The following is a 23,981-nucleotide window of genomic DNA, read 5'->3' as shown; positions in this document are numbered from 1 at the left end:
GTAAGTTCCAAGCAGTTTAAAGATTAAGCAATAATAAAATTTAAATGATCACCTGGTTGTTGAGATAATTCTTCGAGAGTTCCTTGAATCTTTAAGCGCCCTTTATCTAGAAAAACGATCCAATCAGCACGCTGAATAACTCGCGGACGATGGCTAATTAAAATTGTTGTTTTACCTTGACGATATTGTAATATGTTGTCTAATATTTTTGTTTCACTAACAGGATCAAGCGCACTTGTAGATTCATCTAAAATTAAAACTGGTGGTTTTTTGGCAATAGCTCTAGCAATAGTTAATCTTTGTCGTTGTCCTCCTGAAAGGTTAGCTCCAAATTCTCCTAAAATTGTTTGATAACGGCTTGGTAAATCGCTAATAAATTCATCGGCTTCTGCCAGCTTACAAGCAGTGACAATTTCTTCAAAAGTAATTTTAGGATCGATTAAATTAAAATTATCAATAATACTGCGACTCCAAAAATGGGGGTCTTGAGGAACTAAAACAACTTGCTGACGTAGGCAATCTAAAGAAATATCTTCTATATTGTAATCACCGATCCGAATCTTGCCTGATTGCAAAGGATATAAACCTGCCATTAATTTGGTGAGGGTACTTTTGCCGCAACCAGATTGACCAATGAGAGCAATAACTTTGCCTCCTGGTATAGTCAGACTAAAATCTTCTAAAAGCGTTATGCGTCCCGTATAATTAAAATTAATATTTGTGCAATTAATTGTATCGTCTCCAGAAAAAGTAACATAAGGTTTATGGTTATCTTTATCAGTTTCAGATGAATGTTCAATTACTTCATTGATTCTTTGTGCTGCTGCATCAACACGGACAAATTCATCAGTAAAAACTACCAAATTAATTAGTAGTATCGTAATATTACGATACAGGCTATAAAGTGCGAGTAATTGTCCAGTAGTTAACTCTTGATTAATTACCAAGCTACTACCAAACCCAAGAAAGACAATTCCGCCTATTCGCTCTACTAATCGAGAAAAAGTATTGTTAGTAATACTAATTTGAATAGTTGAAAAAGAGACTTTCGCCAAGCGACTAAACCGAAATTTAAATTCTTCCCATAACTGAGGTGCAGCTGCGAGAGTTTTAAGAGTAATTGCTCCTTTAAAAGTTTCTACTAAAATACCTTGATTTTCAGTTTCCTTACTGAGTAAATTTCTAGTTTTTTGCCGTAGTACTGGGAGGAATACCAATGTTGATGAAAGCATCAAAAATGAGAGTACAGATGCTATTAAAGTCAGTTTTATATTGTAATAAAGCATCAAGGCTAAAGAAACTATAGCCACAAATAACTGACCAGGTAAATTGATCAAAACTTGCGAAACTAGTTGATTGATCAATTGAATATCCCTTAAGCGGCTAGTAACTTCTCCACTCCTACGGGATTCGTAATAACTTAGGGGTAAACGTAAAATTTGTTGGGCAAACTGCAAAATTAGTTTTAATTCTAATCTTTGAGCGAAGTGAGAGATAAAACTGGCTTGTAACCAATCTAAACTACTACCAACTAAATTTATTGTCAGAATGGCAATAATAAGGCGAGTTAGTAACTGATTATCTCCTCTTAGTAGTACATCATCCGTTAAAATTTGCAGAAGTAAAGGAGCAGCTAAGGCAATTAATCCTACTACTAAATTAAGAATTAATATCTGGAAAAATAGGGGACGTTCATGCCAAATATGCTTGACAAACTGCGATAATCCACCTATCTTATCACTTTCATCCTCTTGAGCCAGAAATTTAACGGGATCGGGTTCAAGAACGAGACAAATGCCATCCTGCCAAGCTTGCTCTAACCAATGTTTCTCGATGTATTGAAGTCCATCGATCGCCGGATCGCCAATTAGGTATTTCTTACCCTTTTTTCCGTATAAGACAACCCAGTGAAAACCTTTCCAATGAATAATACAAGGTAGGGGAATACTGCGCTCATCAATTACATTGAGAGTAACTTTAACACCTCTAACATTGGTAAATCCTAGTGCCTCTGCTCCTTGTTTTAAACCGAGTAAAGTTGTACCGGAGCGATAAGTTCCAGCTGCTTCACGAATGCGGTTGAGAGTAAATGTACGTCCGTAATACTTGGCGATCGAAGCCAAACAAGCTGCCCCACAGTCTTCTTCGTTATGTTGCAGTACATTGGGATATTTCATACGCTTGCTGACAATTCAATTGCGGAAAATAACACTTAGAAACTAAACAGGTTGCATCGGTGTAGAAACTGCTGGAATATAAGTAGGAAGATTACTTCCTTTAGCTGCCATGTTGTGTTTTTCTTGTTCCAATTGTGACAAACGCAATTGACACCAACTAGAAACTTCTTCATCTTCTAAATGAGATGTAATTTGGTACAAACGTTTAACAGCAGAAATAGCTAAAGGATCATAATGCAAACATGTAAGGTAACAATCATAAGCTACCTGTAATTCTCCCAAAGACTGGTAGCATTGTCCAGCCATAAACCAACCTACGGCTGTACCCGGAGGGCCCAAACGAGTAGCACTGCGATAGGCTTGAGCCGCTTCGTCAACTCGTCCTCGTTTCAAGAGAACTTCTCCTAACTCCAAACGATATCTTGGATCTAAAATATCTCGCTCGATCAGTTTGCGAGCGCGTTCTTCAGCTAAATCGAAATCACGTAACCAAAGTGCTTCCTTAGTGCGGCTTTCCCCGATAATGCTGAGATTCTCGTAAGCAATAATCTGTTGTTCTTGGTTTTCAGGAATCAAACTTTCAGCATAAGATTGGCAAAGATCCATCTCAGCAATAACTGTATCTTGATCCTTTTCCAAAAGTGGGACAAAGACAGCAGCACGATAGTAGACACTCATTAAAAGTCCAGCAGTAAAGGCATCTAGTGATGGTCGAGTTGACTCAATTTCTTTACTAACAATTGAACGCCAATACCTTGCACCTTCTAAATCTTTGAAGGTTTTAGCTAACTCCACTAAAATTTGTAGTCCAGCTGTAATTCTAGTGAGATGTCCTAATGGCGCATTTTGGGCAATAGTTTCTAAATCTTTGAAATTATAGGGTAAGTAGCGATCGCTATGTAAGATGAAGTCAGACATAGCACGCAATAAAGCCAGAGATGCACTATCACAATCATTTGCTATCTCAACTGCTGATATGGGTGGTACATACTCTAAAACAGCTTGATGAAAACACAAACTACTGAGTAGTTTAATAACCTTAACTTGGGTAGACTTAGATAATTCTGAATAATTAGTTAAATGCTCACACAAGTTTTGCCATCTTTGTGTCCGCAATTCAGGAGCTAATGCTAGAGGATTTTTAACTTGATATTGGTGTAGTCCAGATTCGCGGATGAGAAATTCTCGGAAAGATTCTGGAAGGCTTACTTGCACTTGATAGGGAACTGAAGTCTGCTCTATTAAATGATTGTAGCTAAATTCAACTTTATAATGGTGGGGAGAACCTGCTGCAAAATTGCCTAAATTTAAATAGATTTGATGCAACCAAGCTTTTGGGGAACTTTCTATCGATAACATTTATTTTCTCCTAAAAATTATAGCTTTATTTAAGTTGTATATGTGTTACCTTTTATATAAAAGCTAGTGCAACAGGATAAGTTTTCATCTCACCCCCTATTGCACTAGCTTTCTTTACTAGCAATTAGTAGAAGCTAGTAGTTGGTCTTTTTTAGGCAAGACCCCATTTGACTTTACCTGCACCACCAGAGATGGTTTCCATAGCTTCAAAAGAAAGTTCGGTAATTGCAGGTTTGTTCTGTTGTTGACGAACTTCTTTTTCTTGGCCGTTGGTAACAGTATTTTTCTTAGACATGATAGACTCCTTTGTTTGTTAATCAAAAAATGAACTTGATAGAATTGAGTAGAGAAACTAGATAAAGCAATTTGGAAAGTAAGCAGAATTGGTTTAACAACATCTGAAGACTTTCAGCTTTACTACTAGTTACTCGCCTCAACCTATAACTACAATAGTTAATTTCTTCGCCGATGAATATTACCCTCTTGTGTACCTTTTTTTGAGATAAACTTTGCTATACTTTCAAGAAACACGTTTAAAACCTTTTGCCAATAAGCGTTTCGGTAAATTACGAGAAATGTGTTTCTCTCGCATTTTGCTAGTGGCTTAATCTGCCATAGCACCAATTCTGTAATCCTAAAATAATCTATAAAAATGACTCAAATATTTGAAAATACAACTAAAACAGATAACTATATCTATGTTACTCAATTAGCCGAAGTCAAAGCCGCAGGCAGTTTAGTAGTCCACAAAAAGAAGCAGACACTTGCTCTTTTTTACTATAATGATAAGGTTTATGCAATTGATAATCGTTGCCCTCACATGGGTTTTCCCTTACAAGGAAGCACTTGCAAAGATGGTATTGTTACTTGCCCTTGGCATTATGCTCGCTTTGACCTAGCTAGTGGTGGTACATTCGATTCGTGGGCTGATGATGTTCCCTGTTTTCCTGTAGAAATCCGTGATGATGAGGTCTGGGTGAATTTAGCTTCTCCATCTGATCCTTATACTCACCAACGTCAACGTCTCCAAGATGGATTAGAGCAGAATATTTCTTTAGTTATCGCTAAATCAACGCTCGCACTTTTAGATATAGGAATTAATCCGGCAGAACCATTTTTGACAGGGCTAGAATTTGGGACTCGCTATAACAAAGCTGGTTGGGGTACTGGTCTGACTATCCATACCTGCATGATGAATCTGTTACCCTATCTAGATATTGAAGACAAACCCCGTGCTGTATTTCACGGACTTTCTGCCGTAGCCAACGATAGTGCTGGTGCGCCACCAGAGTTTGTCGTTCACCCATTACCCAACTCTACAGTTGATTTTGCTACCTTCAAAAGTTGGTTTCGCCAATTTATTCAGGTAAGGGATACCGAAGCAGCACAAAGATGCTTAGTATCTGCGATTAGTTCAGGAGCAACTTCAGTACAAATCGCTGATATGCTCTTTTGTGCTGCTACTGATCATCGATATCTTGATGTTGGGCATACACTAGATTTTATTAACAAAGCTTTAGAAGCACTTGATGTTGTAGGCTGGGAATCAGCCGCATCTATTTTGCCTAGTCTAGTTTCGGGTTTAGCTAATGCTTCTCGCATGGAGGAATCTAATTCCTGGCTCTACCCTGTAGATTTAGTTGGCATCTTGAACTCGGCTTTTAAACAATTGCCCACTGTCTTAAATTTAGGTAAATCTCAGGGGGGTACTTGGTCAAATAGCGATGAACTAGTACCAATTTTATTGGGAGAAGACCCACAGGCGATCGCAGACTCACTTCTAGCAGCCCTGGCAGCAGGTTGTACTGAAGAAGAATTAGCTAGTGTAGTTACTTATACAGCAGCATTACGAATAGCGCGTTTCCACATTAATAATGACTTTGGAGATTGGGATTCGGCACACCATTCATTTACATTTGCTAATGCTGTGCATCAAGGCTTACGAAGAGTACCAACAGTAGAATTGCTTAGAGGTGTGTTTGATGCGGCTATGAGTGTATACTTAAATCGTTTTTTAAATGTACCACCAGCAAGACTTCCAGAACCTAAAGATTTAGTAGCAAATCCTGAAGAATTACTCAAGCAACTACCAGATTTACTCAATAGCCAACAACAAGTAAACCAAACAGGGCAATTAGTGGCTAAGTATTTATATAGCAATGGTAGTCCTCAAAAACTGATGGCAATGCTGGGAAAAATGATGTTACGAGAAAATCGTGATTTTCATGTAATTCAAGAAATCGAAGCCGCTTTTCGACAGTATTCTTTGTTAGGGCAAACTCCGGCAGCGATTCACATCTTAGTTGCTGCTTCTCGCTATTTAGCTGCTCACTCTCCCACAATGCGCTCTCAAGCACAAACTTATCAAATTGCTGAACGTCTGCATCAGGGCGATCGCTTATTTGAGGAGTCTTAAGTACAAATGTACGCACTAAAATCATTTTTTGTTGAATTTATTAAAGCCTCCAATTGGAGGCTTTTTTTGTCAATGCTGCATTTCCATCTATTGTTTTTGATGATTAATATTCTCAAGTTTATTATTGGCATTTTTAAAAGTTTCCTCAAGTTGTGGGGTAACTTTGTTAACTGTTACTGTGCCAGTTTCCACTTTCAAAACTAATGACTAAATCTTAGCGATCGCAGTTGAGTTTGCTCCAAATCACGCAATTCTCTACGGAAAACATCTCTCAGGTGGAGATTACACACTCAGGGCTGTGGCCTCAATTAACTGTTTTTGAGTAACATCGAATCGAATGGTATTCGCTGCCCAATTTTTTAAATCAGGTGCTAACCAGATTAATTTTTGCAGGATTTCATCATTGAGCCACAACACTACGGGAAAATGGAAACTCTTGCGAAACTCATCCCGCATCATATTTGTACTAAGGATCAGTTGATTAATTGCCTCTACAGATTCTAAACCCAGAATCATCAAAGCTTCAGGTTGAGCCGTTCCCAAGACACTTTTAATAGTTGTGTATAATGTCTCGTCTGTTGGGGAGAGAGTAATTTGTTGAATATTGTTTAATGAAGATGTTTTTAAGCAATTAAGTATTTGCTGCTTTTTAACAGAGTTTGAACAAGCTAATATCAGTGAAAACTCACCATCAGATAACATTATCGCCCTTTCTAATCTCTTAGTGGCTGCTGTAATGTCTGTTAGTAGGTGTTGCGGGTTATTTAAGCTGTTCATTGTTAACCCTGTTTGCGGTTTTTAAAGTTGCTTAACATTGTCGCTAAGTTACTTAATATATTGTTAATTATATTTTAAGTAGTTTTAGTTATTATTACTTAGAATAATTATAAAGATACACTATTTTTGCACTATAAGTGAAAACTTCACAATAAGCCATTAGATATAAATTTCTTGGTTAAGTTCTAAAATTCGTTGATGGCAACTACATTGCTTTTTGCAGTTACGGCAAGTCATGTAACACAATACAACCACTAAAGCCTAACAAAAAGGCGCAACTTCTGCTTAACTATTACAGTCATGCTTCATGTTTTCTTTGCAGATTTGTGGAACAGTTTATGCAGGTTTTTGTAAAGTGGTGTGCTGAATCTTTAATTGCCAAGATTTTTTTGATTAAAAAGCAAATTTTCTTTGCTGTAATGCTGGTTTTGAGTTGCGTGGCTACAGTGATGTTATCGTTGCCATTAAACGCTCAAATAACTCCTAATACACCATCTGAGTTAAGAGGAGTGTGGTTAACAAATATTGATAGTGATGTGCTGTTTGAGCGCGATCGCCTCAAACAATCTTTACAACGCCTAGATGAACTCAACTTTAATACTGTATATCCGGCTGTGTGGAATTGGGGATATACACTTTACCCTAGCAAAGTTGCCGCCAAAGTCATTGGACGCTCTCTCGACCCCACCCCAGGATTACAAGGGCGAGATATGCTCAAAGAAATCGTCACGGAGGGACATAAACAAGGATTAACAGTGATTCCTTGGTTTGAATTTGGCTTTATGGCTCCTGCTGATTCTCTCCTAGCCAAAAATCGCCCCCAATGGCTCACTAATCTTAGCAATGGTAGCCGCATAGTCAAGGAAGGTATACATGACCGAGTATGGTTAAATCCCTTCCGCCCAGAGGTTCAACAATTCATCCAAGATTTAATATTGGAGATTGTGCGCAACTATGACATCGATGGTATTCAATTCGATGATCATTTCGGCTTACCTTCAGAACTGGGCTATGATGCCTACACAGTAGCTTTATACAAAAAAGAACACCGTGGTCAAGCACCATCGACAAACCCCAGTGATTCAGAATGGGTACGTTGGCGAGCAAGTAAAATCACCAACTTCATGCAAAGGGTATTTAAAGCAATTAAAGCTACGAAAAGAAATTGCTTAGTTTCCGTTGCACCTAATCCTCAGCGTTTCTCCTACCAATACTCTCTTGCAGACTGGCAAAAATGGGAAAGGATGGGACTGATTGAAGAATTGGTATTGCAAATTTACCGCGACGATTTAAACGTCTTTGTCCAAGAATTGGAGTATCCAGAAGTCAAAGCAGCTAAAGCACACATTCCTGTAAGTATCGGTATTTTGTCTGGGTTGAAAAATCGTTCTGTACCCATGCAGCAGATTCAAACCCAAGTGCAGAAAGTCCGCGATCGCAACTTTGCTGGTGTTTCCTTCTTCTTCTACGAAAGCTTGTGGAACCTCAGCCAAGAAACATTATCACAACGTCAAGCCGCCTTCCGGCAAACATTCGCCCAACCAGCTAAATATCCCAACCTCATCACAGGTTGGAAACCTTAATTAAAAGCGATTCGCCACAGAATGTTTTGCGGCGATCGCTATTTATAATCAACAAAAAATAGTCGAATTCTTTCATGCGCCGAGACTCGATATTTTACAAACTCTTTCAACAAAGCCCTACTCTAATATTTGAACTATTGGCCAACCGCCCAACCAATGCAAATGCTTATAAATTTGATTCGGTAGCTGTTAAAGAACCCAAATTTGAAATTGACGGGGTATTTTTACCACCAGAAAGCGAAAGCCCTGGTGTTGTATATTTTTGTGAGGTGCAATTCCAGAAAGACGAACAGCTTTATGAAAGGGTATTTGCTGAATCCTGGCTATATTTCTACCGCAACCGTCCCAGATTTAACGATTGGGAAACAGTAATTATTTATCCTTCACGCCAAACTGAACAGAGTAATATTCATCCTTATCGTGCATTACTTAATAGCGACCAAGTTCATCGAGTGTATTTAGATGAGTTAGGAGATATTCGCCAATTACCTCTATGGTTAGCATTGATGGTATTAACTACAATAGATGAAGCGCAAGCACCACAAGAAGCTAGGTATTTATTAACCAGAACTCAGCAGGAAGTATCTCAAGCATCAAGCCGAGCCATAATAGAGATGATCACAACTATTATGGTGTACAAGTTTGAACAGTTAAGTAAAACAGAGGTAGAAGAAATGTTGGGTATTACACTCAAAGAAACGAGAGTTTACCGCGAAATCAAAGAGGAAGGACGAGAAGAAGGACGGGAAGAAGGACGAGAAGAAGGAAGACAGCAAGAGGCTGCTAATTTAGTGATTCGGTTGCTAAGAAAGCGGTTTGGAGAAATATCGGAGGAAATGCGATCGCAAATTTCCAGTCTACCTCTACCTGTTCTTGAAGATTTAAGCGAAGCGATATTAGATTTTACGGATTTAGCTGATTTTCAAGCTTGGCTAGAAGCAATTTAATCAGTCAACAGTCAACAGTTATCAGTCCAAAAATTGATAACTGATAACTGATAACTGATAACTAACCAATACCTAACCGCCCAGCCAAGCCGGGAGTCAGGGGTAAAAGGATGGTGATCATCAAGAATAAAACCAATAAACCCAAAGCAGCCCTAGCATCATCGGGTTCGCTGATTTCATTCAAGCTGGGGCGTTCTAAATCTCGTTGTAAGAACAAAATTACAATTGCCCAATACATCGCCAAATTATTACCCAGAGACACCAAAGCTAGGACAACTAAGGTAGCAAATGTTGCTCGTCCTGCGGTTTTGCGACCGTAGATTGCCTGAACTATCCGTCCACCATCTAGAGAACCAGCAGGCATTAAGTTTAAAGCTGTAATGACCAAACCTAACCAACCAATGATTACTAACGGGTGGACGTTGACTAAGGGAGATTGCAACGCCGAACCAAGGACAACCCGCGCCAAGCTACCCACCAAAATTGAACCTTGGAAAAACTGATTGGGTAATTGAAATAAACTGCCTGGGTGAGATAGCAGCAAGCCAGCAATTAGCATCAGTAGAGAAACTACTCCCCCAGCTATTGGCCCTGCCACGGCAATATCGAATAATACTGAGCGATTGGGTAACAGTGACTCAAAGCGAGTAATTGCGCCAAAAGAACCAATCTGCACAGCTGGTAAAAAGAAAGGCCAGCTAAGGCGGACTTGATGACGACGGGCAATAAACCAATGCCCAATTTCGTGAGCCACTAAAGTTGCAAATATGCCTAAGCCTATAGGTAAAGCAGTTGGCAAACGTTCTGGACTACTAAATAAATCAAAATTCAGTAGTAATCCGGCAGTTTCTAAGCTAGTGCCGATAGTTGCTATACCCAGGATAGCGGCAAAGGCCTTCTGTGGCAAAGTCGTGGGACGCGGATCATTAGTGCTTGGTAAGACAATAACCACAGGTTTACCATCTGTGTCTTCTACCAGAAATAGACGATATTTCTCACCCAACTTCTCTTGTAAACTCTTACTCAAACGACGATGAGCCTCTTGTGATTCGCCGCGCAGATTACCTTTGAAGATAGCACCTTCTTGGTAGGCGATCGTTTCTGTGGCAAAAAATGTATCAATCCCAAAAATGCCTTTAATCACATTTAAGTCTTCTGCGGGGATTGGCATGATTTCCACAACTACCCCTACTGGTTGCGTCACTTCTGGCAGTGGTGAAGATTCAGCAGCCAGCCTTTCCGTAGCCCGTTGCTTGAGGATAGCGTCTTGTCCAGCAGCCCGTAACTGTCTACCCAAGTAGATGTACAATCCAGCAGAACCTACAACCAAGAACAATATCCCGACAATGTTGATATAAATCCCGGCAGCGAACAAACCAAAAAACAACAGCCAGGGAGCCATCAAAACCACCGACTGCAACCAAGCTAAGATTCCCAGTTTACCAAAAGGTCTGGCGCGATAAAAGCCCCAACCCAAAATGGTGAAAGCTACAAGTACAATTATTCCTAGTATAGAAGTCTCTGACAGAGCAAACATTTCCAAACCCTTCACTGTGAAAGACTAAGCCCGTAGTCCGGTGTTATAGATACATTATTAATCTATAACGAGGATGGAGTATACCCACATCGCTCAAGGGGGAATTTGTGGGAGATGTGGTGTGGCTAAACGCCACGCTCCGCGAACGACTGCGCTCACCAACCAGGAGTGGGAGAAGATGGGGGAGAATAACTATGGACTATGGACTGTTGACTATGGACTAATGACTAATTAATAATTCTTTCCACTGACACAAAAATATCTGGAAATGCAAGCAGTCGAATTTTGCCAGTGGTTAAAGTTTGTTTTGTGGCGTATTCTCCATCTAAAATGTCTCGGAATACCACCAAGTTTAACTTTTTGAGATTTACAACCCAATACTCTAAGATGCCTGCTTGGGCGTAAATTTTGCTTTTCTTCTCTAAATCTTTCTCTAAGCTGGAGTTAGCATACTCAATTACCCAAAAAATATTTTCTGGATATGGATGATGCGCTCGGTATTCGCGTCCTAAACGTTGGACGATCGCAATATCTGGTTCGGGTTCTGAGTCGTTGGGTAGGGTGATAGGCTTGGCTTGACGAATTTTAGCGCGTTGACTTAACAAATCCGTTAGATATTCACCTGCTTCATGACTACAATAAGCGTGGGCTTCTCTTTCGGGAGACATTTCTACAATATCTCCTTGAAGCAATTCAACCTGGCGATCGCACAAAATGCCAGCCTCAATCATCCGGTGATATTCGTCAATCGTCCACTTAGCTACAATCACACTCATGGCGATCGCTTCCTCCCAATGATGCGCTATCTTTTCCCATCTTAAAGGCAGTATAACTAACCTCCCTACAAGCCTTGCAGTGGCTTAATACTCATCCACAAACTGAGGATGAACCCAAAGAAATTCGCGGCGTTTGTTCTGCACCCGCACCAGTCCACCAAAACTAGGGTCTTTCTCTTTCAAAAGAGCGTGTAATTCTCGCAAAATCGAACCTTGGGCGCGAATTGCGTCACCTTCCAAAAATCGAGAATCACTCTTGAAGTCACCAGCCAAAGCCATATCGCCTCCCTTCAAGGTAGACTCGATCGCTTTCTGTCCGAGGTCGAGTTGTTCTTCAATGCCTTTGTAGGTGGTGTCATCAAGCATCAACTTGGTTGCAGAACCAGCAACAGGTAAAACTAGACTCAGGGTTCCCGTCAACAGTTTGAGAAAGGGGACAGCTTTGGTAAACCACTCACGCCGTAACTCTATTTCGTAGACTCCCTTTTTTTGGTCGTGGGGATTTAAGGCTGGAAGTGGTTGACGAGCGTGTTCGCACCAGAGGGTGAGTTGAAACTTAGCACTCATCCATTTGGGACGGTCAAAAAATTTCGGGTCAACAGGCTTAAAGCTGAACAGGCGCGGCCCATCTTTGGCTTCATCGGTGAGCATTTGCATAAGTGCAGCAAACTCCTGATCAACTTGGCTTAAAATGGTGCGCTGTTCCTGAGACAATTTCTGAAAGCGTTCTTCATCTCGACGATCCAAAATCACCAAATCTCTACGGATGACTTTTAATTCCTCTTTCAAAATGCTCTGTACCTGCTCAATGCCAATTGCTTGGGATGGGGGTTGAGATATTGGAGCGTTATTTAGCAATTGATCTATGTTTTGCCATTCACCACAACCTGAAACCGGACACGGGTAATCATGACGGTTTTTCTTTTTGCTGTCAATTAGTTTTTGTACCTCAAACAGTCCATTTCCAGGCGTATTCATGCCACAAGATGCTATGCAGGGAACCATCACATTACAACGCAACCCTTCCCAGAAATTTTCTACTAACCATTTAATATCTTCGGTGAGATAAGACAAGAATCGTTCAGGGTAAGCTGCCCGTACTGTAATTTTTACATCAGTGCCAACATACTCTAGCAATGCCCGACCATTGTAGTCATTGTCAAGCATCAAGCCCCGTTGCCAGTGAATGCTGTCTGCGTAATTCTTCCGCCCCAGTGAGTATTTGTGTAACCGGACAATTAACTGATAAAACAAGCCTTCTGCCACTTCAAACTGTCCCCGACTGTCTACAATGCGGCAGATTTGCACCTGTTGTCTGTCTCCGGGTTCTGGTTGCTCTCCCCAGTTGGGTAGTTCGGGGCGTTGGTCGGGAACTAGTTGAGCAATTAGGCTAGTAGTGCTAGGTTCTGCCGGATCAAACACAACTTTGTAAGACAGGTCAAAGCGTTCCATCAACCGCAGAAAAATAGGATGCAATTGTTTGGGGTAGCCTTCCTCACCCTCAAACGGGGGATTACTCCACAACTCGCTGAGATGTTCAAATTCTACTAAACCGTTGCGATCGCGTGTCATTTTATCATCTAGCACGAAGCTGATCGCTTTTGCTAACCAATCGGGTTTGAGAATGACGATATCGCGCAGTGTAGGGTCGTAATGATAATGAATAAAATGCCCTAGTGTATGGGAGATGCGAAGAAACAGTTCTGCCTGCTTTTCATCAATTCCATGTTCAGCGCAGATAGCAATAACATCTTTATAGAGCAAATAGGGTTTATCGCTTATCTGCAAAGTTTCTCTTACCTGTTGCCACTTTGCGGGAACGGAACGCCCCATTTCAGGAAGAGATGCGGCGACACGAGCGATCGCATCTTTTAATTGTGCTAATCCAGTGCAATCTGTTGTATTGTCCTTGAGTTTGCTGTCTACATAGAAGAAATCAAGCACCGTATCGCTGCCGAATTGAGCTAGAATTTCTTGTCTGTCGATGTCTGGTTGTCGCTGTCCGGGGCCGCCGTGTGTTGCTACAACTAATACCTTTGCATCCGGTTCTCGATTTTTGATCAGCGTAATCCACTCTTTGACAAAGCCCTGCTGGGGGCCTTCCCGTGGCTTCCACACTACTAGATACACGGCTGGCGCACTGAAAAACAACTGGTGCGTTGGTCGATAAACCCGTTGACCGCCAAAATCCCAACCATTCAAAGTGATTTCTGTGCCAGTGTCAGGATCGGTGACAATTACAGGCTTAATCTCAATCCCGTGAGTTGTAGGACGACCATCTACCCATTTATCCCCCCGCAATGCTCCTAATAGACAACTTTTACCTACTTCACCCTCGCCAATTAAAATAAGTTTAGCTTCATTCAGCGTTACTTGAGCCTCTGCTTTTGCCCGCAGGTATTGTCTGACAGCTTCAAAGCCTTGATTGTAGGCAGCAGCGAGGTCAGGGTTCAGGGGATTACCATTGAGTTCGAGTTGCTCCACATATTCCAGTTGCGCCAGAGACGTTGGGATGTCAGTTAAATTGTTATTGGAAAGATCCAGAGTTTTTAAATTGATTAGTGAACCTACTTCTTCTGGAATATTTGTGACTTTACTACTTGTTAGATGCAAGTTCTCTAGTTTACTTAGATTTTCAATTGCTTTAGACAACACAGCTAGATTTTCGTAACCACTGATATCAAGCCACTTTAGTGATTTCAGTTGGAAAACTGTTGCTGGCAGTTCGGTTATCTCTGAACTATTAAAACTAAAAGTTTCCAAGTCGAGCAGTTCAGAAATTTGGGCTGGAAGGGTAGTCAGTGGATTGCCCCAAACATGAAGTTCTTTCAACTTTGTAAGATGCCCCAGCCACTCCGGCAATTCTGTCAGTTGGTTTTTACTGAGGTCAAGCCTTTGTAAGCCACTCAGGGATGCGATCGCCTCTGGCAGTTCGGTCAGTTTGTTATAGAACCCATTTGATATCTTTTTGGTGATTGAGTAGAATCAACAGAAATTAGGTGCATGGAAGCAGATCAGGATTGAAAATGGGTTATTCAAGCGATTTGACAGACAAAGAGTGGGAAATAATTGAGCCATTATTGCCGACGAAGAAGAAAACCAGACCCCCTGTGTGGACAAAGCGGCAAATCCTTAACGGTATACTTTATCAACTGAAGAATGGTTGTAATTGGGCTGACTTACCTAGAGATATGCCGCCATATTCAACAGTATTCTGGTATTACCAGCAGTGGTGTGAAGGGGACATCCTGACGAAAATCATGACTGAGTTGCATCAGCAGGTGCGGGAACAAGTAAAAAAAAACCGCAGTGGACGACTCTAATCATGATTGACTCACAAGCGGTGAAAAATACTTGTAATGCCAGTGTTGAGTCGAAAGGGTTTTGCTTTTACAAATGCACTAATGGCATCAAAAGACATTTGGCAGTGGATATCTTAGGCTTCCCTTTCTTTACCCACTGCACCAAAGCTAATGTATCTGATGACCAAGGGTTAATTGAAATGCTCTCGAAAAACATTGATTACTTCAAATCTAAACCTGTGGAGCAACCCATGACGACTATTCTGGTAGATAACGGCTATCATCCTGATCAATTGACACAAGCCTTGGAACAGATTTACCCAGAGATTATGACTAAAATTCAATTTGAACTTTCAGCCAAACCATCAAAAGCACAGAAACAGACGAAAGGACTATCTGGATTTGTGCCTGTTGCTGCCAGATGGGTCATTGAAAGATCGAATGCTTGGGTGGAGAGATGTAAAAGTTTAGTCAAAAATTTCGACCGCACACTCGAACGTTCCAATGCCAAGCTCAAGCTATGTTTTATTCGGCTAATGCTCAAACGGCTAGCTGTCGCAGATACCGCCTGAAAAGATATCAAATGGGTTCTATAGGTGAGGTTAAGGTCTTGTAATTGGGTCAGGGATGCGATCGCCTCTGGTAGTTTGGTCAGTTTGTTAGAGGAGAGGTTAAGCCGTTGTAACCCTGTGAGGGATGCGATCGCCTCTGGCAATGCTGTCAGTTTATTTCTAGAGAGGTAAAGCTGTTGCAAGCCACTCAGGGATGCGATCGCCTCTGGCACTTCAGTAAGTCCCATAATGCTGAGATCGAGTTTAACTGCTCCTTCTTCCTGTGCCTTTTCAATGCGCTGCTCTGCTTCCCGGTAAGCTTCATCTTTTACCATAACTAAATCCTTTCCCTAATTCCCAAAATCGCAGTAATAGCCAAACTCGTTCTAGGTAACAGCCTATATAGGTGCTTTAGTCATAAAATCTCAGCCAAAAATTCCCACAAACAACGACCAACGCCAAGGCTAACAGCCTTGAAATATTAATTTCATTAGATTTTAGCCTACGGCAATTTTGTCATATTGCCGATTGTCCCGATTTAATCACAATATCGCTGTTGACTTTTATATACCCTGGCTCAATGTGAGCAAAGTGCTGACTCAACAGCTTGTGAGCATCACCCAGCGCGTGGAAAGGAATTGATGGATATAAATGATGCTCTGCATGAAAAGACATATTCCACATAAAAAAGCGCACAGGCCAGAGAGTTATTGTTGTGCGCGTATTTGTCAGCAGATTTGCATCAAGAGTGCAACCTCTATGTTCTGCTAACAGAATAAAACGCAGAATTGGTTGACCAATCATCAATGGTATGAGCCAATAAATAATAAATAAAGGCTGACCTAATGCAATGGAGACAGCAATCATACCTGCATAAACTGCCAATTGCAGCCGAGTGGAGCGAATAACTTGAGTACGTGCTGATTCTGGGATAAAGGGAAAGTTTTCTATTTGACCGAATGCTATCTGAAAATGTCCAGAAATTTTTCCTAACCACCAGGGTAAACCGCTAATGATTAATAAGTATTTGGCAAAGTTGCTGGGTTTGGGGTCGGTTAACTCTGGGTCTTTATCAGGAACACGAGTATATAGGTGATGCCATTTGTGATAGTAACGAAAGAAGGCGCTATTGTAAAAAGACAATAAACCTGCAAACCAAGCAACAGCATTATTTAAAGGATGAGCAGCGAAGGCAGTTCTATGAACGCATTCGTGCATAGGTGCAAACATGGCAGCAATACTAAAGCCATAGATTACCAAGGATGGAATCGCTAACGCCCAATTACCCCAGTTTGTCCCCCACAGATAACCACTGCACGCCATGATAGTTAGATGCAGAGCTAGTTGAACTAGCCCTTTGGAGTTTGAACGAGTGTTTAATACTTTTATATCTTGGGGAGAAAGAATCTGATGAGGCTTTTGATGTTTAGCAGCTTGAGGATTTGAGGATTCTAATTGAGCAATTTCACCATTAGACATAATTTACTAGTAGATAATTGGCGTTGCATTATGAAAGGATGAATTGTCCATATTGTATATCCAACTTCATCCGTAATAATAGGTATTTCTGTGGTAAATAGAATTACATTTACTTTTGGCGATCGCCCCACCCAACATAAATAAAAATATTGCATCGTTCCGCAGGTGAGGAAAATCACCTAACAAATAGGAGACATGGCTATGATGTCTCCTGAGAGTAGTTCAGTTATTCTGTGCCTGATTAAACTTGAGCCGTGTTAAAAGTAACGTCTTGTGTTGATTGCGGCTGAGAATTATTTCGTACAGCGCGGAACATCCCAAAACGGCACAGTCCCGTACCAAATGCCAGCCTCATCAGTAGCAAGGTGGGAACTTCTCGCAAAGATTTAATGAAACCAGCTAGACCAAAAAGTATTAATCCCTGTGGTCTAACTATTCCTTGCCAGATGGAATCTAGCCAAGAAGGAAGGGTTTGTTGTGTCCAGTCTGCTGTTATTACTTCCCCTTCTACTAAGCCAGTCTCTACCAAAAGCTCGGAAAAACCTTCGATACTGGAAAAAGCGGGATGCGACCACTGGTCTAGTAATTGCTGCATGACGGGCTTCTCCCAAAAATTGAGCGGTTTTTGGCGATCGTCTCTTTGGTTCCAATCGGCTAAAACCATGATGCCACCGGGTTTTAGCACCCGCATCAATTCTTTGGCAAAGATGGCTTTATCTGGCATGTGTGGGCCAGCTTCAATTGACCAAACTACATCAAAACTAGCATCTGGGAAAGACAGCGCCATTGCATCATCTACAAGAAACTGCGCGTTTAGTCCATCAGGCGTTAACTGCTGGGCGCGTTGGACTTGTTGGGGACTAATTGTAATACCTGTGACGGCAAACCCATAATCCCTTGCCAATATACGGCTACTACCGCCAATTCCACAGCCAACATCTAAGACGGTGGTTCCTGGGGGTAATTTATCTAAGCCGCCCCAACGCACCATTTCATGCACAAAATCCGATTTAGCTGCGAGGAAATCCTTTTTTTGCGGTGGTGAACCATAATGACCTAAGTGGATGTGTTCACCCCAATAGAACTCTAAAATACCGTCTTCAGTCCACTGGTCATAGGAATTGGCTACGGACTTAGATGATTGATAACGCCTAGCAGTTATTAAATATAACGCCAGTAGGAGTATCAGTAGTGCAGTGAAAAGTCCTAGCACGGACAAAAACCAATTCATAGGAGTGAACTATTAACATTTCTTTACAATTTTATCCCATCGCTCAACTGCAAGCTTCAGTGTCTGAAGAACATCTTCATACTCCTATCAACATTACAGCCCTGTTATTTAAAAACACCTAAATAGCAAGATTGATACAAAAGCTTAAAAACTTTGCGTAGACATAAGACCTGTGAACTAGACTAGAACCACAGGGTAGTGATTTAAGGAAAATTATGATGAGCGATCGCGACTACACTCTAATCATCGACAAAAGCGGTAGTATGTCTACTCCCGATCAAGTTGGTGGTAGAAGCAGATGGGAAATAGCCCAAGAGTCAACCTTGGCTTTAGCTAGAAAAGCTGAACAGTTTGACCCAGATGGGATTACTGTATATTTATTTTCTGGCAGATTTAAACGTTATGACGATGTTACCTCAGCTAAAGTCGCCCAGATATTTTTAGAAAATGACCCGGCTGGGACAACAAACTTAGCAGGTGTCTTGCAAGATGCTTTGAATAATTACTTTCAACGCAAAGCGGCGGGGAAGACTAAACCCAATGGTGAAACAATTTTAGTCATAACTGATGGCGAACCAGACGATCGCAAAGCGGTATTTGAAACCATCATTCATGCAACTCGCCAGATGGAACGAGATGAAGAATTGGCTATTTCTATCATTCAAGTTGGTTCAGATGCTCAAGCTACCAAGTTCCTCAAAGCCTTAGACGACCAGTTACAAAGTGTTGGTGCTAAATTTGATATCTGCGATACTGTCACATTGGATGATTTGGAGGAAATGAGTCTTGCAGATGTACTAATGAATGCAATTAGTGATTAATTATTTAGTTATTGGTTGAATTAATATCATGTTAGAAAATCGTGATTATACCCTTATCATTGATAAGAGTGGCAGTATGGCTACCCCTGATCAAAAGGGTGGACGTAATAGATGGGTAACTGCACAAGAATCTACCTTAGCTTTAGCTAGCAAGTGCGAACAATTTGATCCAGATGGCATTACTGTATATGTTTTTTCTGGCAGATTCAAACGCTATGAAAATGTCACATCAGCTAAAGTTACTCAGATTTTTCAGGAAAATGATCCTTCTGGAACTACCGATTTAGCAGCTGTGTTAAAACACGCAACAGATGATTATTTTCAACGCAAAGCTGCTGGTAAAAATAAGCCCAGTGGTGAGACAATTCTAGTAGTTACTGATGGTGAGCCAGACGATCGCAAAGCGGTAATGAGGCTCATTATCGAAGTTTCTCGCCGCTTAGATAAAGATGAAGAATTAGCCATTTCTTTCATTCAAGTTGGCACAGATGCTCAAGCTACCCGCTTCCTCAAAGCTTTAGACGATGACTTGCAAGGCGCAGGTGCGAAGTTTGATATCTGTGACACTATTACAATGGAAGATATGGAAGATTTAAGTCTTTCGGAAGTGCTACTTAATGCCATTAATGATTAGCTATGGACGCTCTAGACAAGCTGTTATCTCAAATCAAAGCTGAATCTGAGAACGAACAAACACAACAGCAAATACCAAAACAAAATATTTTTCAATCACTTAGCCCACCTGAACCCAAGTCATTATCTTTAATAGATAATTTGTTGTCAGAAGTTCAGGCGGATTTTGCTGCTCAAGATACAGAGCTTGAATTGAAAAAACAGCAAGAACTAGAACAAGAAAGACTGCGACAAGAGCAAATAAAAGCCAAACAAAAAGAGGCTTTAAAACAGCAAGCAAAAGATTGGTTAGAAAAATTAGATCCCTTTTCTCCTGAAGGGCTTTGGTTTGAAAGATTTGCTGAAAGTTACCCTTCTAAATTAGAAGCAGCAATCGAATATTTACAAACTAACTAAATAGGTTCAACTTGACTTTTTTGGTTAATATTTGTTTGATAATAATGCTTAACCGCCCATTCGTGCATGGCATGAAGAATAGGCTGTAAACTTACCCCCAAAGGTGTTAAAGAATATTCTACCTTTGGGGGGATTTGTGCATAGACTTGTCGGTGTATAATCCCATCTTCTTCCATTTCTCGTAGTTGTTGAGTCAGCATTTTTTGTGTAATTCCAGGTAAGGCTCGCTGCAATTCCCCAAACCGTTTTACACCAGACAATAATTCTCTAATAATCAGCACTTTCCAGCGTCCGCCAATTACTTTTAAAGTGGTTTCCACTTCACAAGTCAGCCTTTCATCTTTTTCTGCTTCAGCTTTCATAGTTTCTAATTAGTAACTAGCTTACTTTTAAGTGCGTACTTTTCATCTCAACTTTACATAGTTTAAAGTCAATTCAGCAAGTAATTTTGAATTTGACCTTGATTACGTTACTTATATAGCGGTAAATAATTTGTTTATGGCAAATATCCTCCACATTGATTCTAGCCCCCGTGGCGATCGCTCTATTTCCCGCGCTCTCTCTTATGAGTTCATCACATCTTGGAAAGATACCCATTCCGGTGATAATGTAACTTACCGCGATTTAGGTCATCACCCTGTTCCCCACGTAGATGAACCTTGGATTGCTGCGGCTTTCTCATCACCCGATACACATACACCAGAGTTGCAAGCAGCCATTAAGCTATCCGATACGCTGATTGATGAACTTCTCGCCGCAGATCGCCTAGTTTTTGGCGTGCCGATGTATAACTTAAATATACCCTCTACGTTGAAAGCTTACATCGACCAAATAGTTCGCGTGGGCAAAACCTTTGCCGTTAGTGCAAATGGCTACCAAGGTTTGGTAGACAGCAGTAAAAAAGTATTAGTAATTACATCCCGTGGTGGTACATATCCGCCTGGAACTCCCTATGCAGCCTACGACTTTCAAGAATCCTATCTCCGGGCTATCTTAGGTTTCATTGGCTTAACTGATGTAACATTTATCCATGCTGATAGCCTAAATCTAGGTGATGATACCAGGGAAAAATCTTTAGCAGGTGCTAAAGATGCGATCGCTCAAGCTGTAGCTAATTGGTAGTATTAGTTTGTAGTAAGGACTTTAGTCCTTTTCTTAGAGCTTCAGCCCTTACTACAAATCACGAAAGTATTTCTTCTGAAACTTATTATATATTCTCCGAGCAAATAGTTTTACTAAACGCCCTCTTGTCAAACTCGGAATATTGCTTACTTGCTGCTTTTTATGGTCAAAAAAATCGTTTAATTCCTCTACAATTACTTGTAATCGTTTAATAATATTTTCAACTCTATACTCAGCAAAGAAATCTTCTGATAAAGTTGGTGATATAGAAGCATCTATCACTTTCAAAATACGCTGTACATCATATTGTTGAGAATAAGCAGCAATTTTATAACAATTAAAACCAGGATCTAAATAATCTGATAGCCCACCATTAACACTAGAGAAAACTTGACAGCCACAAGCCAGCGCTTCCATTGGCTGTAAACCAAAGCCTTCACTTACATTTTGTTGCGCCCAATATTCGGCAGAGTCATATAGATAAACCTTAGCACGATTAAATAATCCAGGTAAATCTTCCACATAAGAAGTGACTAACTGAACCTTACACTTTTCCTGTAAAGCAGGAATTAGTTGCTTTAATAAATATTCTGAAGATTTCCTCGCTTGAACTAAAACATCTATATCTCGTTCTATATGTAAATTTTTAAATTCATAACTAATTTCGTTAGGTAAGTAAAAAATTAGAGAGTTAGGTGATTTCTGTCCCCAGTATCCCAGAGTATTACGACTGACAGTAATTATAGGAATACTTGCAGGTAAATTAAATTTATAACCTGCACTGTGGGCATGATAAACCACATTATATGGCTTAAGTTTGGCAGCTAATTTAGCTATATCAAATCCCCAACTGACAACAAAAATTACATCATCTAAATTTTGCTCTTTCAATAAGTCATCTAGAAATAACTTACCTGTCTCTCTTTGACGATAAGTAACTACATCAGCCTGACAAACCTGTTGAGCTAACTTAAATGTTTTCAACTCTGCCCAAAGACCACCACAAGCAAATTTGCCATCAGTTCCGGGGAGTAAGAAGTAAAGTTTTCGCATGAGTGAATGGGGACAGTTGACAATTGACAATTGACAGTGAAAATAACCTGATAATTGATAACCGACTAATAACTATCCTGCCAATTTACTTTAACAAAATGCGCTTGGCGACCCCAAGCATCGCGGCAAAGAGTAATGTTTTCTACAGCCAAGTTAAAGGGAATTGCAGTGGTGATGTATCGCTGTGCAATTAAACCTAAATCTGGCGCAAGTTCTGAGGCGGTGGTAGCAGCTAAACCTAAGCCAATCAATTGTTCAATGGGGCGGAATGGTAGCATCAAATGTATACCCACCGCTAACCCAGCCGTCAAGAGCATAGCCACTGATAAATTCGTACCGCAACGAGGATGGACGGCTAAATCCCATTCCCCATTTGTTAGGCGGTGCAAAGCAAGGGTGACAGCACGCCGCAAATTGCTAATATTCACTTCGCCGTAAAGGTAGAAACCTTGGTCTGTAGACAAGCCGCCTAATTGTTCGTTATCCACCTGAACAGCGCTTGGTCTACTTATCGGCGTTTGAGTGTTTCTTGTTTCGCTCAACACCCAAACTGTGGCGTGTTCGAGGGCATGAACTTGCCGCAACATAAGAATTTCTCTCAACCCTGGCACAAAAGAAAGCTGTTTGAGTAAATCAGCATCCTGTGTTGGTTGGGCTGGTGTCAAATCGAAATTGAGAAAGTCGAAAGGAAAGGAACTACTTTGAATAGAAGCAGAAGTATCCATAAGAACACTGCTCCATCAGCTTAGGGAGCAACATAGATTTCTTTCAAATGTAACGCTTGATTCCAGTGATTGTTGCTAATTTTTGTTGATGATTTTTCAAGCTCTATTGACATAAGTTAAAACAACCCGTTGTTTCTAGAAGGAGTGTAAGGTTGTGAAGGATTAAGTATCTCAACCCTTGCACTAATCTTCCAATCTTCATTAATCCAAAACGAAACCCTGAAACCCTTGAGGAATCAGGATTTCTTAATTTTGAATTTTGCGGAAAGTTCTGTAGGCGGTGAGTGCAGCCACACGTCCGACTCTGCCGCCGGGTGGACTGCCGTTAGCGCAGCGTTAGCGGCGAAGGAGCGTCACCCGGAGGGGTTTCCCGCCGTAGGAAACTTTCCAAGACGAATTTTGAATTGATATTACACCCCTCCAATTAGCAACGGGGGAAAATAGCCGCGCACGATAACTAATAACCAATTATTGCGTGCTGCTTGATTTTGACGTTTGCCAGATTTGCGCTAGAGGTTCACAAAAAAGATGCGTGAGGAGAAAACAATTAGTAAACCGTCAAAATGCTCTGTAATCCCAGATAACGTTAAATCGCGGTGCTAGATGCACTCAATGGCGTTTGCCACGCGCCATTGACTTTGTTAGTCGTTCTGGTTCGGTAGAGTACAACAGTTAACGTCATTCAAGCAGACTTTACCCCACTGTAAAGCCCATCTCACAAGTGCTACTCGGTTTTCCGTTCGCGTCTTGTCGAGAATGTTGCTGATGTGGTTATCAACTGTACGTTTGCTAATTTCCAATTTTGCTGCAATCTCTTGGTTAGTTAAGCCAGCGGCCACTAAGTCGATAATTTGCAGTTCTCTGTCTGACAGAGTAACAGGGGTCTGAGACTCGCCACCAGCCATGAGTTATCCTTTCCTCCCTTGGTATATGTACTTATCATCCTTCTTAATTCTAGAAGATTCTTTTGTTTGTAGGGATTTCAAGTGTTAGCTGTAATACAATTGACAATATTTTTTTCTCTCATGAAGAAATGATAATTTTGCCAATCTCTAGCAATTAGTATTAATAATAACCTATCTTTAGTAGTTATTAC

23 protein-coding genes and 1 pseudogene are annotated in these 23,981 nt (G+C 40.8%); 10 read left to right on the top strand and 14 right to left on the bottom strand.

All coding sequences use genetic code 11. The annotated features are described in order from the left end of the window. Positions 1-23: 23 nt before the first annotated feature. The 3 genes from NSMS1_RS25275 to NSMS1_RS25265 form a co-directional block, all read right to left on the bottom strand. On the bottom strand, positions 24-2,177 hold the full coding sequence (locus tag NSMS1_RS25275) for a peptidase domain-containing ABC transporter (protein ID WP_224087426.1): 2,154 nt from the start codon (positions 2,175-2,177) through the stop codon (positions 24-26). Between the two features lie 42 nt (positions 2,178-2,219). Further along, positions 2,220-3,536, bottom strand: a complete 1,317-nt coding sequence (locus NSMS1_RS25270) for a tetratricopeptide repeat protein (protein ID WP_224087425.1) — start codon at positions 3,534-3,536, stop codon at positions 2,220-2,222. Positions 3,537-3,687: 151 nt separating this feature from the next. Beyond that, positions 3,688-3,831, bottom strand: a complete 144-nt coding sequence (locus NSMS1_RS25265) for a hypothetical protein (RefSeq protein ID WP_224087424.1) — start codon at positions 3,829-3,831, stop codon at positions 3,688-3,690. Between the two features lie 357 nt (positions 3,832-4,188). Between NSMS1_RS25265 and NSMS1_RS25260 the strand changes: the two genes are divergently transcribed. Continuing rightward, a complete protein-coding gene (locus tag NSMS1_RS25260) occupies positions 4,189-5,952 on the top strand; it encodes a Rieske (2Fe-2S) protein (RefSeq protein ID WP_224087423.1) in 1,764 nt (587 codons plus the stop codon). 282 nt (positions 5,953-6,234) lie between these two features. On the opposite strand, the gene NSMS1_RS25255 is transcribed toward NSMS1_RS25260, so the two are convergent. Next, positions 6,235-6,729, bottom strand: a complete 495-nt coding sequence (locus NSMS1_RS25255) for a hypothetical protein (RefSeq protein ID WP_224087422.1) — start codon at positions 6,727-6,729, stop codon at positions 6,235-6,237. A gap of 338 nt (positions 6,730-7,067) precedes the next feature. Here NSMS1_RS25255 and NSMS1_RS25250 point away from each other — a divergent pair, with 338 nt between their 5' ends. Continuing rightward, positions 7,068-8,312, top strand: coding sequence for a glycoside hydrolase family 10 protein (locus tag NSMS1_RS25250; RefSeq protein ID WP_224087421.1), 1,245 nt, complete (start codon positions 7,068-7,070; stop codon positions 8,310-8,312). Positions 8,313-8,386: 74 nt separating this feature from the next. Then, positions 8,387-9,259: an Rpn family recombination-promoting nuclease/putative transposase gene (locus NSMS1_RS25245; protein ID WP_224087420.1), complete on the top strand. Its 873-nt coding sequence runs from the start codon at positions 8,387-8,389 to the stop codon at positions 9,257-9,259. Between the two features lie 61 nt (positions 9,260-9,320). Here NSMS1_RS25245 and NSMS1_RS25240 read toward each other — a convergent pair whose 3' ends face one another. Further along, a complete protein-coding gene (locus tag NSMS1_RS25240) occupies positions 9,321-10,796 on the bottom strand; it encodes a site-2 protease family protein (RefSeq protein WP_224087419.1) in 1,476 nt (491 codons plus the stop codon). 73 nt (positions 10,797-10,869) lie between these two features. Here NSMS1_RS25240 and NSMS1_RS25235 point away from each other — a divergent pair, with 73 nt between their 5' ends. After that, entirely contained in the window at positions 10,870-11,031 is a 162-nt protein-coding gene (locus NSMS1_RS25235) for a hypothetical protein (RefSeq protein WP_224087418.1), read from the top strand. On the opposite strand, the gene NSMS1_RS25230 is transcribed toward NSMS1_RS25235, so the two are convergent. Both NSMS1_RS25230 and NSMS1_RS25225 read right to left on the bottom strand, forming a co-directional pair. Further along, positions 11,024-11,572, bottom strand: a complete 549-nt coding sequence (locus NSMS1_RS25230) for a Uma2 family endonuclease (protein WP_224087417.1) — start codon at positions 11,570-11,572, stop codon at positions 11,024-11,026. The two genes, NSMS1_RS25235 and NSMS1_RS25230, sit on opposite strands and share 8 nt — an antisense overlap. An 84-nt stretch (positions 11,573-11,656) precedes the next feature. Further along, positions 11,657-14,482 (bottom strand): COR domain-containing protein, encoded by a 2,826-nt coding sequence (locus tag NSMS1_RS25225; protein WP_411908697.1) that lies wholly within the window; start codon positions 14,480-14,482, stop codon positions 11,657-11,659. 116 nt (positions 14,483-14,598) lie between these two features. On the opposite strand from NSMS1_RS25225, the gene NSMS1_RS25220 reads away from it, so the two are divergent. Further along, positions 14,599-14,895, top strand: coding sequence for a transposase (locus NSMS1_RS25220; RefSeq protein WP_224086211.1), 297 nt, complete (start codon positions 14,599-14,601; stop codon positions 14,893-14,895). A gap of 2 nt (positions 14,896-14,897) precedes the next feature. Then, positions 14,898-15,446 carry a transposase gene (locus tag NSMS1_RS25215; protein ID WP_224086212.1) on the top strand — a complete coding sequence of 183 codons (549 nt, stop codon included), beginning with the start codon at positions 14,898-14,900 and terminating at the stop codon, positions 15,444-15,446. A gap of 56 nt (positions 15,447-15,502) precedes the next feature. On the opposite strand, the pseudogene NSMS1_RS35500 reads toward NSMS1_RS25215, so the two are convergent. The 3 genes and pseudogenes from NSMS1_RS35500 to NSMS1_RS25200 form a co-directional block, all read right to left on the bottom strand. Further along, a pseudogene (locus NSMS1_RS35500) lies at positions 15,503-15,673 on the bottom strand (leucine-rich repeat domain-containing protein); the annotation flags it as partial. A gap of 268 nt (positions 15,674-15,941) precedes the next feature. After that, complete coding sequence (locus NSMS1_RS25205) at positions 15,942-16,904, bottom strand: fatty acid desaturase family protein (protein ID WP_224087416.1); 963 nt, start codon at positions 16,902-16,904, stop codon at positions 15,942-15,944. Between the two features lie 241 nt (positions 16,905-17,145). After that, complete coding sequence (locus NSMS1_RS25200) at positions 17,146-18,135, bottom strand: methyltransferase domain-containing protein (protein ID WP_224087415.1); 990 nt, start codon at positions 18,133-18,135, stop codon at positions 17,146-17,148. A 215-nt stretch (positions 18,136-18,350) separates the two neighbouring features. Between NSMS1_RS25200 and NSMS1_RS25195 the strand changes: the two genes are divergently transcribed. The 3 genes from NSMS1_RS25195 to NSMS1_RS25185 are packed head-to-tail and all read left to right on the top strand — an operon-like array spanning position 18,351 to position 19,985. Further along, on the top strand, positions 18,351-18,956 hold the full coding sequence (locus NSMS1_RS25195) for a vWA domain-containing protein (protein ID WP_224087414.1): 606 nt from the start codon (positions 18,351-18,353) through the stop codon (positions 18,954-18,956). A gap of 28 nt (positions 18,957-18,984) precedes the next feature. Next, entirely contained in the window at positions 18,985-19,590 is a 606-nt protein-coding gene (locus tag NSMS1_RS25190; protein ID WP_224087413.1) for a vWA domain-containing protein, read from the top strand. 2 nt (positions 19,591-19,592) lie between these two features. Further along, positions 19,593-19,985: a salt stress protein, Slr1339 family gene (locus NSMS1_RS25185; protein WP_224087412.1), complete on the top strand. Its 393-nt coding sequence runs from the start codon at positions 19,593-19,595 to the stop codon at positions 19,983-19,985. Here NSMS1_RS25185 and NSMS1_RS25180 read toward each other — a convergent pair. Further along, complete coding sequence (locus NSMS1_RS25180; protein ID WP_224087411.1) at positions 19,982-20,347, bottom strand: winged helix-turn-helix transcriptional regulator; 366 nt, start codon at positions 20,345-20,347, stop codon at positions 19,982-19,984. The two genes, NSMS1_RS25185 and NSMS1_RS25180, sit on opposite strands and share 4 nt — an antisense overlap. 136 nt (positions 20,348-20,483) lie before the next feature. On the opposite strand from NSMS1_RS25180, the gene NSMS1_RS25175 reads away from it, so the two are divergent. Beyond that, positions 20,484-21,107 carry an FMN-dependent NADH-azoreductase gene (locus NSMS1_RS25175; RefSeq protein WP_224087410.1) on the top strand — a complete coding sequence of 208 codons (624 nt, stop codon included), beginning with the start codon at positions 20,484-20,486 and terminating at the stop codon, positions 21,105-21,107. A gap of 51 nt (positions 21,108-21,158) precedes the next feature. On the opposite strand, the gene NSMS1_RS25170 is transcribed toward NSMS1_RS25175, so the two are convergent. The 3 genes from NSMS1_RS25170 to NSMS1_RS25160 form a co-directional block, all read right to left on the bottom strand. Beyond that, positions 21,159-22,160: a glycosyltransferase gene (locus NSMS1_RS25170; RefSeq protein WP_224087409.1), complete on the bottom strand. Its 1,002-nt coding sequence runs from the start codon at positions 22,158-22,160 to the stop codon at positions 21,159-21,161. Positions 22,161-22,225: 65 nt separating this feature from the next. Next, complete coding sequence (locus NSMS1_RS25165) at positions 22,226-22,885, bottom strand: DUF6391 domain-containing protein (RefSeq protein WP_224087408.1); 660 nt, start codon at positions 22,883-22,885, stop codon at positions 22,226-22,228. Positions 22,886-23,526: 641 nt separating this feature from the next. Beyond that, complete coding sequence (locus NSMS1_RS25160; RefSeq protein ID WP_224087407.1) at positions 23,527-23,790, bottom strand: helix-turn-helix domain-containing protein; 264 nt, start codon at positions 23,788-23,790, stop codon at positions 23,527-23,529. Positions 23,791-23,981: the final 191 nt, after the last annotated feature.

Origin of the sequence: Nostoc sp. MS1 (assembly GCF_019976755.1) — a bacterium.
Taxonomy (GTDB): Bacteria; Cyanobacteriota; Cyanobacteriia; order Cyanobacteriales; family Nostocaceae; genus Trichormus.
The sequence above is the reverse complement of the archived record's forward strand: the minus strand, read 5'-3'. Positions and strand labels throughout refer to the sequence as shown.

What these genes read in the sequence shown, in the direction of transcription:
- NSMS1_RS25205 (WP_224087416.1), bottom strand. Translation starts at nt 16,904, where the DNA reads ATGTCTAATGGTGAAATTGCTCAATTAGAATCCTCAAATCCTCAAGCT.
- NSMS1_RS25190 (WP_224087413.1), top strand. Translation starts at nt 18,985, where the DNA reads ATGTTAGAAAATCGTGATTATACCCTTATCATTGATAAGAGTGGCAGT.
- NSMS1_RS25240 (WP_224087419.1), bottom strand. Translation starts at nt 10,796, where the DNA reads ATGTTTGCTCTGTCAGAGACTTCTATACTAGGAATAATTGTACTTGTA.
- NSMS1_RS25235 (WP_224087418.1), top strand. Translation starts at nt 10,870, where the DNA reads ATGGAGTATACCCACATCGCTCAAGGGGGAATTTGTGGGAGATGTGGT.
- NSMS1_RS25230 (WP_224087417.1), bottom strand. Translation starts at nt 11,572, where the DNA reads ATGAGTGTGATTGTAGCTAAGTGGACGATTGACGAATATCACCGGATG.
- NSMS1_RS25265 (WP_224087424.1), bottom strand. Translation starts at nt 3,831, where the DNA reads ATGTCTAAGAAAAATACTGTTACCAACGGCCAAGAAAAAGAAGTTCGT.
- NSMS1_RS25200 (WP_224087415.1), bottom strand. Translation starts at nt 18,135, where the DNA reads ATGAATTGGTTTTTGTCCGTGCTAGGACTTTTCACTGCACTACTGATA.
- NSMS1_RS25175 (WP_224087410.1), top strand. Translation starts at nt 20,484, where the DNA reads ATGGCAAATATCCTCCACATTGATTCTAGCCCCCGTGGCGATCGCTCT.
- NSMS1_RS25220 (WP_224086211.1), top strand. Translation starts at nt 14,599, where the DNA reads ATGGGTTATTCAAGCGATTTGACAGACAAAGAGTGGGAAATAATTGAG.
- NSMS1_RS25215 (WP_224086212.1), top strand. Translation starts at nt 14,898, where the DNA reads ATGATTGACTCACAAGCGGTGAAAAATACTTGTAATGCCAGTGTTGAG.
- NSMS1_RS25160 (WP_224087407.1), bottom strand. Translation starts at nt 23,790, where the DNA reads ATGGCTGGTGGCGAGTCTCAGACCCCTGTTACTCTGTCAGACAGAGAA.
- NSMS1_RS25260 (WP_224087423.1), top strand. Translation starts at nt 4,189, where the DNA reads ATGACTCAAATATTTGAAAATACAACTAAAACAGATAACTATATCTAT.
- NSMS1_RS25270 (WP_224087425.1), bottom strand. Translation starts at nt 3,536, where the DNA reads ATGTTATCGATAGAAAGTTCCCCAAAAGCTTGGTTGCATCAAATCTAT.
- NSMS1_RS25180 (WP_224087411.1), bottom strand. Translation starts at nt 20,347, where the DNA reads ATGAAAGCTGAAGCAGAAAAAGATGAAAGGCTGACTTGTGAAGTGGAA.
- NSMS1_RS25165 (WP_224087408.1), bottom strand. Translation starts at nt 22,885, where the DNA reads ATGGATACTTCTGCTTCTATTCAAAGTAGTTCCTTTCCTTTCGACTTT.
- NSMS1_RS25250 (WP_224087421.1), top strand. Translation starts at nt 7,068, where the DNA reads ATGCAGGTTTTTGTAAAGTGGTGTGCTGAATCTTTAATTGCCAAGATT.
- NSMS1_RS25185 (WP_224087412.1), top strand. Translation starts at nt 19,593, where the DNA reads ATGGACGCTCTAGACAAGCTGTTATCTCAAATCAAAGCTGAATCTGAG.
- NSMS1_RS25170 (WP_224087409.1), bottom strand. Translation starts at nt 22,160, where the DNA reads ATGCGAAAACTTTACTTCTTACTCCCCGGAACTGATGGCAAATTTGCT.
- NSMS1_RS25255 (WP_224087422.1), bottom strand. Translation starts at nt 6,729, where the DNA reads ATGAACAGCTTAAATAACCCGCAACACCTACTAACAGACATTACAGCA.
- NSMS1_RS25245 (WP_224087420.1), top strand. Translation starts at nt 8,387, where the DNA reads ATGCGCCGAGACTCGATATTTTACAAACTCTTTCAACAAAGCCCTACT.
- NSMS1_RS25275 (WP_224087426.1), bottom strand. Translation starts at nt 2,177, where the DNA reads ATGAAATATCCCAATGTACTGCAACATAACGAAGAAGACTGTGGGGCA.
- NSMS1_RS25195 (WP_224087414.1), top strand. Translation starts at nt 18,351, where the DNA reads ATGATGAGCGATCGCGACTACACTCTAATCATCGACAAAAGCGGTAGT.